Genomic DNA, 15,684 nt, shown 5'->3' with positions numbered 1-15,684 from the left:
CAAAGCGTTCTCTTAAAATAGCTTCACAACAATAAGTTGAAGCCGTGCAGAAAATGCGAAAATAGCTCAGTTGGTAGAGCGCGACCTTGCCAAGGTCGAGGTCGCGGGTTCGAGTCCCGTTTTTCGCTCAAAGCGATCTTTTAAAATAGCTTCACAACAATAAGTTGAAGCCGTTCAAAAATGCGAAAATAGCTCAGTTGGTAGAGCGCGACCTTGCCAAGGTCGAGGTCGCGGGTCCGAGTCCCGTTTTTCGCTCAACATGTCCAGGTGGCGGAATTGGTAGACGCGCTACTTTGAGGGGGTAGTGAACATTGGTTCGTGTGAGTTCGAGTCTCATCTTGGACACTTAATTTTCAAGCAAGTCGCTAAAATTCAGCGACTTGTTTTTTTTGTACCCCTATTTCTGCATCGATTTTGCACCGATACTATTACCATATACTTTTCAACTGGGTCATTTTTCCAAATTGCACCGAAATTGCACCGTTAAAATTCAATCTCTTTTGGTTAATATCGTTTCTGTTTTCTTTTTTCATTCAACACTACAGTCTATAACCATCTCGGCTTTTCATATAATGCTGCTGTCAGTCTGCAGTACTCGGCTAAAATCACAACAAATGTTAAATATTCAACGACATTGACCCCTCAAAAAAAACGAGTGCCACACACTTTCCAAAATATTCCACACATTCCAAAAAGTTCCACAATATATTTGTATCTCGCTAGAAATCAAGTTGCTATAATATTACATATAATTGTCATTTAGAAGATTGTAATAGCTAATCTGAAAAACAAGTATATTTTATTTATAAATTGTTTTTTATGGAAACAACTATATATCAGTAGATTATAACATTATCCACCTATCCTAAATCTTGTCTTTTAATAAATCCTTAATTGAATCTACTTTTGCCACGTCACATTTGATAACGTTGGCGAAGGTGCCATCCTATCAAAGACTAGTCAGATGTGAACATGCGCTCGCAGTAGACTGGCATACCGAGTGGAGCGCCACAAACAAATGTCAACTATTCAAAACATATTAAATTCAGAGAGTAACATCATCATCCAAGTATCATTCGAGGACTTGAAGGCATTTGCCCAGGAGATTTTAATCGAGGCAAAGACTATCGCTATGATTCAGGCGGAAACCGCCGCAAGCAGCGACCAGTTGTTAACCATCGACGAGGCTGCAAAGTTGCTGTCGGTGTCAAAGATGACGCTCTACCGTTGGGATCAGAACGGCATCCTCAAGAAGATAGAGATCGGAGGCAAGCGCCGCTACCGCAAGAGTGACATCGAACGTTTGGCCGGTTGTAAAATGTGATTGCCCTATGGAGAACAAGATTTTACAACCCAAGTCTGGCAAACTCAGTCTTCATGAAAACGTCGAGCTGCCCATCGATGGTATGCCCGAATTTGTACAGCAGTATATCAAAGAAATCGTGCGTGTGTACCATTGCCCCATTGAGTTCCCCACCGTTGCCGTGTTCAGTGTTATTGCCACTGCCATCGGCAAGCGTGTGAAACTTACTGACCGCAAATACACCAATCCACTCATGCTTTGGTTCGTCAATGTCGCTATCAGCGGTTCGAACAAGACACAACCTGTCAAGGAAGTCCTCCGGCCATTACGCGAAATAAACCGAGAGAACTATCAGGTCTACGAGGTTGAGTATGCCGCATGGAGGGTCGATAAAGAACGTGACGAGGCCAACCCTCCTACATTCAATCAACTCCTGATAGGTGATTGCACAGAAGAGGCACGGATCAAAATCCTGCAAAACTGTTCACACGGTGTGCTTGGCCACTATCCGGAAATCAAAGGATACTTTGACGACATGGAACGCTATAATAAAGGCGGCTTTGTGGACAAACTGCTCCGCATGTTCGATGGGGATGATGTCTTTGTCAACCGCAAAGGCGAATATAAGCCAATCGTCATCAGTGATGTGTTCATGAACATCCTCGGAGATCTCCAGCCGGGTCTGCTGAGTGCAACTTTCGGCAGCCCTCAGTTCATGGAGAACGGCTTGAATCAACGTTTCTTGTTCACAATGCCTAAGATTGTAGAGTTTCCAGACCGTGAGATTGAGTCAATGAACCATGACTTGGTTGAATGCTGGTGTGATGTCGTCAAGCAAATCTATAAGATGGATTTGACCGACTGGGGGATAATCTCTCTTTCACAAGAAAGCGATGCACTATACACAGAGTACTTCAATCAGTTGCAGCGAAAAAAAGACGAGGTTAGTAAGACCACCGGTGACGGTTACCTCCTCTCGGTATACAGCAAGCTGCAAATCCAGGCTCAGCGTTTGGCAGGCATAGTCCATCTGATGGGGCTGATAAACTCGCCTAACAGCTACAACTATCGCCAGGTGTCAGCCGAAGACATGGAGTACACAATCCGTTGTATGGACTACTTTGAGAAGTCAGCCATCGCAGTCTATGAGCATCTTGGTGGCAATGTGCAGGGCGGTAATCCTCAGTCAATGACACAGGCTGAAATCATCCGTCTGGTCGGTGAGAAAGTCGGCATACAAAATCAAGCCGCGTTCTCTCTCGGCATCGGCAAAGATCCAGCCTATGTCTCTCGGGTTCTTAAAAGCTAGAAAGAGAATCGAGGTCAATGTCAATGCCGAAACATGACGTAAACGTCCTTGTATAAACGCTTGTCATCACATTTCGGCATTGACTTTCTCCAAAAACAGCCATTGAATTTCAAGTGGTTACAATTTTTCAGAAAGTCAAGACTATTGACTCCTTAGTGGAATCTTTCATTTTTCCTGGTCAATCGCCAAATTTGGGATTAACATCTGTATTTTAATGAGATATGTTATACACGAACATTGATGATTGACCTCGATTTTAAACATCTGACTAAAATGAAAACAAATGAAGAAGACTCGATTTTCGACAGAAAAATCAGCTGGTTCACGTCGATGCTTGACGTGGAACCTAAGGACACCACTCTCGGAGAGTTCATTGCCAAAAGTGGGGAATACAGAGAACATATTGAACGGCTCCGTGCGTGTCGGAATGCCGACGAGCGAAGGTTCCTCAAAGGCCAATTGCCTCAAGCCACCATCAGCGGCGTTTTTCAAGGGTCACGAAAAGCGGACAATCTCACGGCTCATAGTGGACTGATATGCGTCGACATTGACGCGAAAGACAATCCAGATGTGAATGACTTTGAACATCTCAAGGAGAATATATTGAGCCAGATTGACGAAGTGTCCTATGCGGCCCACTCTGTAGGAGGCAAAGGTTACTTCGTCATCCTGAAGCTGGCATATCCCGGCAGACATGCCGCTCAGTTTCGTGAGTTGAAGAAAGACTTTACCAAGTACGGCATTACCATTGATGGTGCATGCAGCGATGTGAGTCGGCTGCGTTGCCTCAGTTATGACGATGCACCATTCATCAATGAGAATGCCTCATTATATAAAGGTATAGAGGAAGAGCCCAAGCGCATTGTCCGACCATTTCGCTCGTTCAGAGATGGTTTCTTCGATGACACTGACGAACGCGTCTATATGGCTTGCATGGAGATAAAGCGTCGTAACATTGACATGACTGAGAATTATGATGATTGGATTAATATCGGCTTTTCGCTGGCTTCACAGGGTGAAGAGGGCCGCGAATACTTCCACATCGTCAGCAGTCAGAACGGGAAATACAACGAGCGGGAAACCGACCGAAAGTTTGACGGTTTCCTGCGAGGCAATGGCCGCATCGGTATCGGCACATTCTTCCATTATTGCAAGCTTTTTGGTGTGCTTTGAGATAACATCACTGATAGATGTTACTACACCCCTTTCTGCAAACCGCTGTCACTTTCGGGCGACAGTGGTTTGCCCGATATACGATGATGTGCCGTGTGCGCCACTGTCCGAATTGCCGAAAAATTTTAACATTTCGTCTCTCGTTCCCGAGTGGGCGTAAAACCAGTGTACATCGGCACTCTTTCGGGATTTTAGTAGCTGATTTTCTCTTAAATGGTCGATTTGTAAAGGATTGAAAAAGTTAGACCATTGCAAATCAGCATTTTAAGGATTGAAAAGGACATTTCCTTTCCAGACTTATCTCTTGAGAGCCCCCGATGCCCTACGGAACGTGTCCGAAATTTACCCTTTAGCCGAGCGGAATATGCAGAGCATTGTGCGGTGATGATGCTGGCGTGCGTGAGATAACCAACACGCAGTATTGGTTTCGCTCACGCTTGCCAATTCCGCTTTTTGAGATTTTTGGCTCGCCGAAAAACGTTTGACGAAAATGTGGCTCAACTTGTTTGCGCCTTAATTTCGTGTTTAGGCGATGTCGATGTGCGGTGAAGTGTAGGCAAGGGAGCAAATGAGCGACAGCGCAGGAGTATGTCATCAGATCACAGCACGGACACCCCCGAACGCAGTGAGAGTGTTGGGCTTGCAGGGAATGGGAATGGAGAACCAGCCGATTGACGGCGGTGAGTGTGCCCAGGCCCCCACAGGCGTTGCAGGACAGACTTGACTGAGCATTGGGCTGCAGCGCAGCGCAAGCCGTATGCGCTCCTGCAAACGCCGTGAGTGGCGGGCCATAGCCGCAGGCGTAAGCACTTTCGCAGCCGGATTGAGGTTCAGGGCGCAATGGTAATGACCGAAAGAGCCGAACACGCGGGGTGTCCGTGCGACCAGTGAGCCGATAAGACACTCTCCAAAGCGCAGCGATTGCAGCGGACGCAGCCGTAGTGTAACTGCCCAGCGACATCGGGGGCTGCGGGTGGGACATTAGACGATGTGTTCACACCTCTCTGCCCGAATAGGCACTTGTTGGCGTGGGCAGCGACTGGAGCAAAAAGCGAGAGTGAAACGAGCCGCAGATTGGCGGCAGTGTGGTGCGAGTGTCCTTTCCCCTTAACCGGCGCAAACGCTTTTGCGCATAACGAAGAACCATATAGTAGCGCGTGCGGCTCACTGCCGGCGACCGACCGCAGGGCGGTTTGCTGGCGATCTGGCAGGAACTCGTCTTCCTGCGAGCCGCTTGGACAGGGCGAATGTAGTGAAAGCGAATGAGTGTGTACAGGCTCTCCATAGGCGTTGACCAACGACTTGTCGAGCATTGGGCTTGCGGCGATTGTCGAATTGGGGTTGGAGCGCAGCGCATACCCCAATGTACTCGAACAAGCAGAGCGAGCCGTATGCGCTTGGGAAACGCCGTCAGTAGTGAGCCGAAAGCCGAAGGCGGTACACTTTCAGCAGCGCAACGGAATGCCGAACAGACCAACCTGCGCCACGATTGATGAGCGGTAAGGCGCAAAGCACATAACGCAAACAACCGCAGCGCAGCGGAGGTTGGCTTGCGTGTGAAGGCTGCCGCTTGCAAGGATACCCCATAAGCGCAGTCTTGGGGTGTCCCTGCAAGCACGAGGCCAGCCTGTTGTGCCTTGCGTCCTGTGAGCGAATGAAGTTCATAGTGTATCAGTCAAGAGGTATAAGCAGGACACGGCACAAGACGAGACCGTGCAGCGAAGCAAGCGGTCTCATCTTGTGCCAAGCCTCTCCCTACAAGCGTAACGAGTGCCAAAGGTTAGCAGTCTTATATGTGGTGCAATCTATAAATCGCGGTTATGTGGATTCTGTTTTGGGTATTTTTGAACTCAAGCTAACGCATTAGTCCTTCAAACATCCCACAGGAACAATGATTACACCGTCAGTCCGCATGTACGCATATTGTCCGACGGCCGTTAAAACCATCTTAAATGATGGCTTTTTCATTTTTGTTGTGTCAATCTTTTCTGCCAAAGTGTTCAGGTTTGTAGCCCCTTCTTCTATAAGTGTGTCACCACCCAATTTAATCTCAATGAGACCATAGCTACCATTTCTCAAGTGTACAACAGTGTCACATTCCAGACCGCTCTTGTCTCTGTAGTGGAAAACGTTTCCATCATTAGCTTCTGCATATACCCGGAGGTCTCGCACACAAAGGGTCTCGAAGAACAATCCCAAAGTGTTCAAGTCGTTCAACAAGTCATTCGGACCAATGCCTAATGCCGCAATAGCCAAAGATGGGTCAACAAAATAGCGCGTGTCGCTGGTTCGTATAGCGGTTTTTGAACGCAGATTGGGATTCCAGGCTGGCATGTCCTCTATCACGAATATCTTTTTCAAAGCATTGATATACGACGCGACCGTTTCGTCACTCATACCTTCTGGTTCATTCGTCTTCATGTCTTTTACGATTGTAGGAATGCTGGTCATCGCACCTTGTAAACGTGCATACGAGCGCATAAGTCTCTTTGCTCGGAACTCATCCCTTTCAACTCCGTCAACTCTTGAAATGTCAGAGCGTGTTATGGCTTCAAAATACTCAGTGACTTGGCGAAGCGCAGCTTTTTGGCTTTTCTTTGATAAGGATTTCGGCCAGCCACCTCGACAAATGACATAAGCAATGTCTTCCATATTCATTTTGTTCTCACCATCTACTTTTTCTGATTGGGCAAAAAGGGCTTTAAGGCTCACATCTCCAGAAGACTCGCCTGATTCCCACAATGTCATGGGGCGCATGGTAAGCCAAGCGAAACGCCCGGCACCGGTATGGCGAATTTTTGATTTATCCGCAGGAACAGCTGAGCCTGTCAGCATGAATAACCCATCTTCTTTTCGGTGGTCCGTTTCAAAACGTACAGCATCCCATATCTGAGGAGCTATCTGCCATTCGTCAATCAGTCTCGGTGTATCACCTTGAAGCAGCCGTTTGATGTTGGTTTCTGCCATCTGGAGGTTTTGTCCGATGCTTGTGGGGTCATCCATATACAAGATACTCTTAGCTTGCTGTTCGGCAGTTGTTGTCTTGCCGCAAGCTTTTGGCCCTTCAATCAAGACTGCGCCCACTGCTTCTAATTTCTCTTCTAAGAGAATGTCTGCAATTCTCTTTCGATAATTGAATGTATTTTCAGTCATAAAAATAGCATTGTTTGATTCGCGCTGCAAAGGTAGTAATTTTTCCTTAAAATGAAAGAACTTTTTACGCGTTATTTGGTTATTTGGCGCATTTTCGTTTTGTTGTTTGGCGCATTTTTGTTTGGTTATTTGGCCTAATCCTATTTGGTTGTTTGGCGTATTAGCCTTGGTCTGTTTGGATAGACAAAATCTTTTGATGGAATATCCGTCTCAACGTCAATTAATACCAAGTAATATCGTTTATTTCGGTTTCTACTCGCCAACATCAACAATTCGGTTGCTGACGTTCCGCCACAAAAAAAGAGAACCGCTCGGGCGGCTCTCTCGGTGTGGTGGGCGGTGCTGCGGCTTAGCAGCAGAACACATGGCCATCTTGGTAATCGTAATCCCAGCGGAAAAGGTCATCAGCATAACGCTCGAAGTCAAAATAATCCTTTAGGCTCTCGGGCACATTGTCGAGCATTCCGCACTCCTCGACGATGTAGCGGGCGAAATCTTCTTCGCTGTCCCATTCGCCTTGATAGGCATCGCGGAAATCGTCAACGCTGATGTGGCTGTCGCATTTGACATCCAAAAACGCTTCATAAGCCTCGCGCTCATCCTCATCGAGTTCGGCAAACTCTTGGATTAGGTCAAAAATGTCCTCGCTCATAATGTCCTCAGAATACCACTCTTCGGGGTAATTCTCGTAATCTTGGCACATCAGCTCGGGGTCATCCTCATCACGATGCAGGAAACGGCACACGGCGCAAAACTCGTCATAGTCCGCAAACGTGGTCAAATCAAACCACATTCCGAAGATAGAACCACAATTATATTTGTGGTAGGTGCCCACATACACGGCAGGATTGCCAGTGTGGTAATCGTACTTGTAATCGTCAAGGTCAAACTCTTCGACCTCATCAACCTCAACATTATTGAGATTGGAGGAGCTGGAGCTGAAGCTTTTTACAGCCGGCTCTTGTGCCTGGGTGCTGTCAGCACCGCTTGCAGGATTGATAGAAAGGGATTTTGTACTCATAATTGTGAAAATTTAGAGATTAAACATTATTGATCTTGTTCTCGCTTTCGCTTCGCTTTTTACGGTGCTTCATAAAGTGAGGCAGGAAAGCGGACGACCGCAAGGCTTGCCAGAAAATTACTACCCGCAGGGTTGGAGAATTTTCAAGGCAACTCGACATGGGCCTTGCAGTAAGCGGCTGCCCTTAACTTTGCAGCGGAAAAACGAGGCGAGAAAGCGAGGAAGAAACAAGTCAATGGGCTTTAATCAATTTTCAGATGAGTACACCTTTCTACCTGCAAGCGATGTAGACATCAAAGTGCCCAGGCAACAAGAGCGGAAAAACAATCCGTGAGGTTCCGAACACCAAACTTCTCAATCAGATTGAGGGGTAATATTAAATAGTGAATAATCATGTTGATTCGACGACGCTTTCTCGTCACTTGTGCCGATCACGATGTCGAGAATTTGCGATGGACAAATCGTGCAAATGAGCGCAGAGGGCAAACTTATTTGCACTAAGAGGCGCAGCCCAATGACGGGCGTAGACAAAAACTAAGCAAGGAGAAGAACGGTGCCAGCCGTTTCCTCTCCTTACCTTGAAAATAATAGAACCGCTACCAGCGGTTTCTATTCAACAAAAAGCTCCGGATCGCGCCAGCGTTCCGAGGCAGTAAATCTGAAGTATATAAAACTACTACTTGTTGTGTCGACCGAAATTATTGGGCCACAAGTCTATGCTTTTACCTATCTGAAGTGCGTACTTTTTATCGGCAAATGTAGTCTTGATAGCACCAAGTGCTTCTTGGGGTACACAAGACTCATTTTTTACATAGATGCAGAACATCATTTCATCTAACGGCAATTCTCCTTTGGCGATAGATGTTACTATTAAACCTGGCAAAGTTGGAATATACTTATTACCTTGTCTCGTTGGTATAATGATTCTGCCAGTTCCACCACCAGCAACAGTTAGCGAAAAGCTATCTATTATGGCTTCAAACTTCATCAAGATTTCTTCTGCCGTTTCTTCACTGAAGTTAGTTTTGATAACAATAACATTGCCGTACTGTTTAAATTCTCCAATATGGAGTTTCTTGCGTATTCTCTTTTTCATTGTTCCTAGTTATTTATTTGGAATGTCATAGCTTATTGTCAGCGGATTGCCTTTTAGTGGGCATTCAGCCGTTGCCTTGGCGACTTCTGTGGAGCCATATTCTTTTCCCTTGACAATCTCAATTGAAATTTCGACTTTGGTATTTGGCAAGGCTTCTGCCACATCTACATAAGTCGAAAACTCAACTTGTGAGCCTTTAGGAACACGACTTATAGTGACATATTCTTCCGTTCCGTCAAAGCTTCTATTAATCTGCGTCGGTTGCCCAGTATATTTTACGGCATTGTTACTGTAGTCAAAAAAACTAGTAAAACTGATATAAGCAATATTGTGGAAGTCGTAAGTCGTCGAATAGGTGACGTTATAACGCACGGTATATTCATCCTTGTGCGTGTCATATTCGGAGATGAAATCATCATCACTACAACTCGACAGTGCCACAAAGAGACACGCAAAGATTGAGAAATATTTGAAAAATCGTTTCATGTTATGTAAGTCTTTTAGAGCATTATCTGGTGCAAAGTAACGATGCACCTGTGCACACTATCTGCACAACAAAATGATTTATTCGTTATGGTTGTCTATCTTAAACTTTAAGAGTTGAAACTCCGTGTTATATGCCTTAAGATAAGAGTAAAACTCGTTAATTATAAACGATTTGATTTTAGGCAAATCATCCATGAAATATTCATGCCAGTCTTCGTCTATAAGGATAAAGTCATCATGAATGGCGTATGGCGTGCCAAAATCACTTTTTTGTGATTTTTCGATGACATCAGTGTCGGATGTATAATGTATCCATGGCGAAAGGAAACGGTAAGGCACATTCTTCAGAAGCCCGATAATAATTGATTTGATTCCTTTATATCTGGTTTTCAACATACTACGCACTTCAGAAGTATCGTAGTTGGCTCGAAGAACTCCATTGGCAATTAACCTGTCGCCCATGTTCTTGAGCATATCTCGCGACCCTAATGAAATATCGTATTGATACATGATGGGCCATGCAATAGAAACCATTTCTATTACCAATTCCTCCATCGTAATAGAAAGTTTATCGGTTCTTTTGAGGATAGATAATATAGATGCTAGCCAGAAGAACTTATAAGATGTAGCCCTTTTCTCAAAAACCTGGAAAATTTTTTGGTGTTCTATTGGGGCAATGTTTGCTTTGGGTTTGAATTCTTCTACGATTTCACTCTCGGGTTCAGTATCGATTTCCAACTGATTTCCCACCTCAACGATGATGTCCTTATAAAAAGGAATTTGTGCAGCATAATATTCCAAACAACCATCGGGCACCACAATTTTATTAAGGCTTGGACATTCAATTATAGGGAATTTGCCAAAAGCTAAACCTTTCGGGACAATGGTTATCTCTTTCAGATTCTTACAATAGGCAAATGCAGTATCTCCAACAAATTGTATACTTTCGCCAATTTCGTATTCCGTTAAGTCATCGTTCCATAAGAAAGCATTATCACCTATAATACTATCATTAAAGTCACCAGAAAGAGCCTTGGCTTCTTCTGCCAATACTTTGTTTCGGTATTTAGCTTTAGGTGCTTCAGAATACTTTTCAAAAAGCTGTAATTGTTGCTCGGTGAAAGATTCTTGCTCGCAACATGAGTTGAACATACTCAATAGGTTGTTGAAATCTTCGTCAGCTGCACATTCCTTAATAACAGGCACAAGGTAACGCCAGTCAGAGCCCTTAAATGATGATTCAAAAATCAATTCATTAGACCGGCATAAGTCAATAAAATCGTGGTTTATCGATATTGCTCGAATTGACATTAATATTGGCAGTAATTTTGAAGCACGACTGAAATTTTTGAATACGCTGATGGCAGTGGGTTCGGGAGAATAATATTTGCCAATCCGTACATAATATGCTTGTTCTTTAAGCATCGGATTTGTTATCAAGCACCTAAATGTATAGTTGAGAACCTGCATTGAATAGTCATCATCAACATTTGATCTGATGAACTGGACTAGTTGTATGATTTTCAAGTTTTCCATATTACACCATATCTTTATCTACATATCTGCTTTCTTTGGCTTGGTCAGCTTTTAGGGGGACTTCTCCGAAGATAGATTCCATAGAGTATAATTCTACTTCGTCGTCATCTTTGGCTGAAACGAGTCCGAATGACACAGACAATAATGTGCAGATTTTTTCAACTTCCGATTTGTCTTTAACTTGTTCTTCTTTCCAAATAGTTTTTTCTATTCGGCGAACATCGGTAAAAGGCTGGTGCTCATTAGTGACGTTGTTGAACGTACTACCGCCTCCCATATACACTAAAATCCTATCCTTTAGAGCCGCTGACAACCTATCTTTGCCAAGGATGGTTTTCGAAAGTTTGGCATACAGCATTGTAATTAATTTTCTGACTACTTTGGTCTTTTCGTCATTGAAGGCATTGACAACGCCGACCTTGAATTCGTGCTTAATATCATGCTCGAAATAGTCAAAGCCGGACTCCTCCGCAAGGTAGTTAAGGCCTAATGGGATTGACCAGTATTTATAGATGCAAGGTTTCCTACCAACAATCGTAAAAAATGAAATATCAGTTGTACCTCCGCCAATATCTACGGTCAAGCTCATGCCTTGAGTTAGTTTCCCCCTGGATGTCAAACTGAGAAGTCCAGCGTATGCTTCTGGGAAAACATTTATGGCATATTCCTCTTTAACATCGTTAGAGAAGGGAATAATCTTTGTTTTCTCCAAGAGTTCATCTAAATGTGCACTCAAGAACGCATTAAAATCGTTGTCGAACACATTCTCGACCAAATGATAGGCACTTGCCAATGTGCTAACAGCCAGCATTCTTTTCTTTTCAAAAGATTGGTCATCTGTTGGAATTCCCATGTGAATTGAGAAAAGTGTGCCGTATTTTTCTTCAAGAAGAAATATGACGTATGCAAGATACCAGATGCAGAGACGCAGAGCGTCAATCTTGGCATCCCATTCACGAGTTGAGAATGTGGCTTGCTTAAAATAGCGGAATGTGTTTCTTGATGCTCTATATTTCTTGACAGCTTCATTAAAGTTTGAACGACGGATTTCATTCTCGTGTTCAATACGTTGTCTTTCGATGTCTGATTTCAGCACCAGCATGTGCTCAATGGCATCTATGTCGTTTTCATCTTGCTGAGGTGAGGCATATTTTTCAAACAATTGCTTAGCCTCTTTGTTTATGTCAATAGAAGGAATTTCAAGCAACTCAAGCTTAGGCGCAACTCCTGCATTCTTCTCTTTTGACCTGTCAACAAAACCATAGGATAAAGTGTCGTCTTGATTTATTTGTACTATTGAAGGCAAGAAGTAAGACTTACCGCCTTCAAGGTCTTCAAAAGAGAAAAACTCATAAGAGGGTTCTCCATGACCCTCGTCAGGAGTTTTTTGTATGCAGATTTTAGTTTGGTGAGTACCAAAATCAAGTCCTATTTTTATTATATCATTACTACTCATCTGCTTAAATGATCTTTATGAGGTTCAGAGACTGAATCGAAGACACGACTTTCAATGCCACGTCTCGCATGATGCGTTCTTCATCTGCTTCTCGTTTCGACTTGAGTTCTGCAAGATTGTGCCTTAAAAGCCTTAATGTATTTTCTGCCCTGCGTATGTCGTCATCTTTGTTCTGTCCAATAGCGTATTCTAGTAATATTTCATATTGGCTGATTGTCGATTCGTAACTTCGTTCACGAGAAGCGTAGTATTGAGCGGTTTGCTCCAAGCGCATCTTTTTGCTGTTCTCAATTCGGTCGTTAATGTCGGCACGTATCTCCGCCACATGGGCATCGACAATATCTTTCATGTCGAAGCGCATATCTTCAAGCGTTTCGGCTGATGGTAATGAGTAATCACCTAATGGTGCATATTGTCCACCTATTTGTATTCTACCTAATACTTTTTCTGTAAGCTCGGTTTCTTCGATGGCTTCCTTACGCTCCAAATCATAAAGAATTGGGAAGAGATAGTCATTGGTTATAACTTTATCTCCATACTGTGAGCGTGATGTGCTTACCTTATACAATGCGAGCATGAAGCTCTTGTTTGCGAACTCATGCGGCAAATCGCCAGCGTTGACCTCAAAGAAGAATGTATTCTTCGACGGGTCTTGTTTCTCTTGAAACAGTTTAACACCTGCTTTGATTATGGGGTGATAGATGTTAATAAAAACAAGAGATTTATCTTGGAAAGCGGTTTCTTGGTCGAATGTGATTTTTAAGGAAAGAGAGTCTTCAATGTCAGCGATAAAATGATTAAACAGCTTGTGGCTTTCATTATCGTTAGGCTCATATCGTTGAAGGAATCTCTTTAAACAATTAGGGTCACTCTTGGGAATAGCAAAATCGAAGATGTTTCTATCATCGGTTTGCCTGAGTTCGCACACAGTTAGATGTTCTTTAATGATTTGAGATACAAAATAATACAGCTCGTTGGCTGTGACGTATGCGTTATTGTTGATTATTTTGTTGATTTCATCTCTGAAGTACGAGTCGTTGGTCAAAGTGTCGGTGAGACCGTCCTCAATTTTCTTTAGGTTGAGGCGTTCATTCTCAATCGCTCGTGCTATTTCCTTTTCTTTCTTCTCAACCTGCTCTTTCGAGAGTTTGTCAGCATAGAAGTCTCGTTCGAGATTTTTCAATGCGTCTCTAATCGAAATGATTTTTCCGTCATCATTAATATCGCTATCCAAGATGGCTTCCAAGTCGCCTATTGACTCCTTGAATATGCCGATTCTCATTAACAGACGCTCATAGATGTCTTCAAGAATTGATTCACGAACAATGATATTGTAGATGTGAACAATTGGTGACTTTTGACCGAAGCGGTCGATACGACCAATGCGTTGCTCAACGACCATCGGGTTCCATGGTAGGTCATAGTTGACCAAGGCATTGCAGAACTGCATGTCGAGACCCTCACTTCCGACTTCGGACGACAATAGCACTTGTATGCTATCGTCGGTTTGGAATTGACGCAGGACTTCGTTTTTATTGATTTTAGCCCCACCGTAAATGACCACACTTTTATAACCTGCTTTAGCAAGTCTGATTTTAAGGTATTTGAGCGTTTTCTTGAATACGGCAAAAACAATTATTTTTTTGTTGCCGTGATCGAAAACCGTCTTAAGGATTCGAAGCAACGCTTCAAACTTGTTATCAAGCATATCTTCGAATCGGTCAATTCCATTCTCAAGGTCAGAATCATTATTTTCACATGCCCATACACTGCTGGCAAGTTGGCGTTTGAGGGTAACAAGTCCCATCGCCCCGGAACGCTCCCTGCCATATTCGTCTATGTAGGTGTGCTCATCTACATAGTCATCGATTAAGTCATTATAACCGTTTTCTTCTTCATTAGTGAAATCGACTCGGAATGTTTTAGGATTGCGTTCAGCTTGACTCCAATCTTGTGTCACCTCACGCTTTCGCGTTCTTGAAAAGATTGTACTCATTGGACTCATCTCCGACAAATCATATTGGATTTTTGCTCTAAGAGCATAATTATCAATGCCGGTTGTGAGGTTTTGCATGATGCGTTGATAAATGGGATATTCTCTAAAGTATTCATCAACGCGTACTGTCATTATTCTCTCAACATCGTTAATGACATTTATAATGTCGACATTAGATGTTCTCAATTCGTCGGCGATACTGTTCAGGTTTACGCCCGCATTGAGTTGGCTAAGTGCTCTCACGAATGGGCGGTTAAGCTGCACGTTGTTTCTAAAAACCTCAGGATGGTTATATGTGTCTGCATCGAGCAAGCTAAGTTGGTAATACAAATTGTTCACATCAATCATAATCGGAGTAGCGGACATGAATACTACACTGTCGGCATTGATGAGCAAAGTCTGCGCACCACGGTAAAGCTGTGTGGTGTTGTTACGGAGTTTATGAGACTCGTCGCAAACAATGAGACCGAACTTGATGTTGCTCTTTCCTATATAATTGATGATGTCGCTATTCTCTCTGATTTTATCGTAGTTGATGACTGCAAGCACATGACCGTTGTGGTTCTTCAGTTCATGCAACAAAGTGTCCTTACTTTCAATCTCGATAAAATCAAGACCGAACTTATCGGAGAGTTCAGTTGCCCATTTTGAAATCAGCGACTTCGGGCAAATGACCAATGCGTTATGAAGCTCGCCTCTTGCTTTTAATTCAAGCATGATATGACCAGCCTCGATGGTTTTACCGAGACCGACCTCATCAGCTATCAACAAACGTCTGTTGTCTGAGTTTAGGAATTTCAGCAAGGGCTTGAATTGGTACGGTCGGAATAGCGTCCTCGATGCTTTCAGCGACGAAATCGTGCTATTATTTGAGCTCAAGATTTTGAAAGTAGTGTTTCCTTTCATGAACTCGGAATAATAGCCGAACACACCCATTTGCCACCTCTTGAACGGGTCGGTTAAGTCCTCGTCAAGCCGTAGCGAATCGCTCCGTTCATCGTCTTCCCTTTCGGCATAAAGCACCCTATAAAACTGACCACGGCGACTCTTATTATGCACATGGATAATCACGCCATGCTCATTCGTGTTTATATTTATAACCTTATCTCCCTTGCTAAACTTACTCATAACCGTGAAATGCAAGACTTAACAAAT

Annotated in this window: 10 protein-coding genes and 3 tRNA genes; 6 read left to right on the top strand and 7 right to left on the bottom strand. The window is 43.7% G+C overall.

All coding sequences use genetic code 11. From position 1 onward, the window contains the following. The first annotated feature begins 55 nt into the window (after positions 1-55). The 6 genes from GF423_RS01625 to GF423_RS01600 all read left to right on the top strand — a co-directional run bounded on the left by GF423_RS01625 (position 56) and on the right by GF423_RS01600 (position 3,785). Positions 56-128, top strand: a tRNA-Gly gene (locus GF423_RS01625). A 54-nt stretch (positions 129-182) separates the two neighbouring features. After that, positions 183-255 (top strand) — tRNA-Gly (locus tag GF423_RS01620). A gap of 6 nt (positions 256-261) precedes the next feature. Further along, positions 262-345: transfer RNA gene (locus GF423_RS01615), tRNA-Leu, on the top strand. Between the two features lie 673 nt (positions 346-1,018). Next, entirely contained in the window at positions 1,019-1,324 is a 306-nt protein-coding gene (locus GF423_RS01610; protein ID WP_154326703.1) for a helix-turn-helix domain-containing protein, read from the top strand. Between the two features lie 7 nt (positions 1,325-1,331). After that, the gene (locus GF423_RS01605; protein ID WP_154326702.1) at positions 1,332-2,612 is read left to right on the top strand and encodes a DUF3987 domain-containing protein; all 1,281 of its coding nucleotides are present in this window, start codon (positions 1,332-1,334) and stop codon (positions 2,610-2,612) included. Between the two features lie 240 nt (positions 2,613-2,852). Then, positions 2,853-3,785 carry a PriCT-2 domain-containing protein gene (locus GF423_RS01600; RefSeq protein WP_154326701.1) on the top strand — a complete coding sequence of 311 codons (933 nt, stop codon included), beginning with the start codon at positions 2,853-2,855 and terminating at the stop codon, positions 3,783-3,785. Positions 3,786-5,648: 1,863 nt separating this feature from the next. Here GF423_RS01600 and GF423_RS01595 read toward each other — a convergent pair. The 7 genes from GF423_RS01595 to GF423_RS01565 all read right to left on the bottom strand — a co-directional run bounded on the left by GF423_RS01595 (position 5,649) and on the right by GF423_RS01565 (position 15,657). Beyond that, positions 5,649-6,938: an ATP-binding protein gene (locus GF423_RS01595; RefSeq protein ID WP_154326700.1), complete on the bottom strand. Its 1,290-nt coding sequence runs from the start codon at positions 6,936-6,938 to the stop codon at positions 5,649-5,651. A 349-nt stretch (positions 6,939-7,287) separates the two neighbouring features. Continuing rightward, positions 7,288-7,959: an antirestriction protein ArdA gene (locus GF423_RS01590; RefSeq protein ID WP_154326699.1), complete on the bottom strand. Its 672-nt coding sequence runs from the start codon at positions 7,957-7,959 to the stop codon at positions 7,288-7,290. Positions 7,960-8,635: 676 nt separating this feature from the next. Beyond that, the gene (locus tag GF423_RS01585; protein WP_154326698.1) at positions 8,636-9,055 is read right to left on the bottom strand and encodes a 50S ribosome-binding protein YggL; all 420 of its coding nucleotides are present in this window, start codon (positions 9,053-9,055) and stop codon (positions 8,636-8,638) included. Between the two features lie 9 nt (positions 9,056-9,064). Beyond that, complete coding sequence (locus tag GF423_RS01580; RefSeq protein WP_154326697.1) at positions 9,065-9,541, bottom strand: hypothetical protein; 477 nt, start codon at positions 9,539-9,541, stop codon at positions 9,065-9,067. 78 nt (positions 9,542-9,619) lie between these two features. Further along, positions 9,620-10,966 (bottom strand): leucine-rich repeat protein, encoded by a 1,347-nt coding sequence (locus GF423_RS01575; protein ID WP_206113319.1) that lies wholly within the window; start codon positions 10,964-10,966, stop codon positions 9,620-9,622. A gap of 112 nt (positions 10,967-11,078) precedes the next feature. Then, complete coding sequence (locus tag GF423_RS01570) at positions 11,079-12,533, bottom strand: acetate and sugar kinases/Hsc70/actin family protein (protein WP_154326695.1); 1,455 nt, start codon at positions 12,531-12,533, stop codon at positions 11,079-11,081. Positions 12,534-12,537: 4 nt separating this feature from the next. Further along, on the bottom strand, positions 12,538-15,657 hold the full coding sequence (locus GF423_RS01565) for a DEAD/DEAH box helicase (protein ID WP_154326694.1): 3,120 nt from the start codon (positions 15,655-15,657) through the stop codon (positions 12,538-12,540). Between the last annotated feature and the right edge of the window lie 27 nt (positions 15,658-15,684).

Origin of the sequence: Sodaliphilus pleomorphus (genome assembly GCF_009676955.1) — a bacterium.
Lineage (GTDB): Bacteria > Bacteroidota > Bacteroidia > Bacteroidales > Muribaculaceae > Sodaliphilus > Sodaliphilus pleomorphus.
This window is presented reverse-complemented; position numbering and strand designations above follow the sequence as displayed.

Excerpts from the sequence above, each read along its gene's own strand:
- GF423_RS01610 (WP_154326703.1), top strand. The coding sequence starts at position 1,019 with ATGTCAACTATTCAAAACATATTAAATTCAGAGAGTAACATCATCATC.
- GF423_RS01605 (WP_154326702.1), top strand. The coding sequence starts at position 1,332 with ATGGAGAACAAGATTTTACAACCCAAGTCTGGCAAACTCAGTCTTCAT.
- GF423_RS01600 (WP_154326701.1), top strand. The coding sequence starts at position 2,853 with ATGATTGACCTCGATTTTAAACATCTGACTAAAATGAAAACAAATGAA.
- GF423_RS01595 (WP_154326700.1), bottom strand. The coding sequence starts at position 6,938 with ATGACTGAAAATACATTCAATTATCGAAAGAGAATTGCAGACATTCTC.
- GF423_RS01590 (WP_154326699.1), bottom strand. The coding sequence starts at position 7,959 with ATGAGTACAAAATCCCTTTCTATCAATCCTGCAAGCGGTGCTGACAGC.
- GF423_RS01585 (WP_154326698.1), bottom strand. The coding sequence starts at position 9,055 with ATGAAAAAGAGAATACGCAAGAAACTCCATATTGGAGAATTTAAACAG.
- GF423_RS01580 (WP_154326697.1), bottom strand. The coding sequence starts at position 9,541 with ATGAAACGATTTTTCAAATATTTCTCAATCTTTGCGTGTCTCTTTGTG.
- GF423_RS01575 (WP_206113319.1), bottom strand. The coding sequence starts at position 10,966 with ATGCTTAAAGAACAAGCATATTATGTACGGATTGGCAAATATTATTCT.
- GF423_RS01570 (WP_154326695.1), bottom strand. The coding sequence starts at position 12,533 with ATGAGTAGTAATGATATAATAAAAATAGGACTTGATTTTGGTACTCAC.
- GF423_RS01565 (WP_154326694.1), bottom strand. The coding sequence starts at position 15,657 with ATGAGTAAGTTTAGCAAGGGAGATAAGGTTATAAATATAAACACGAAT.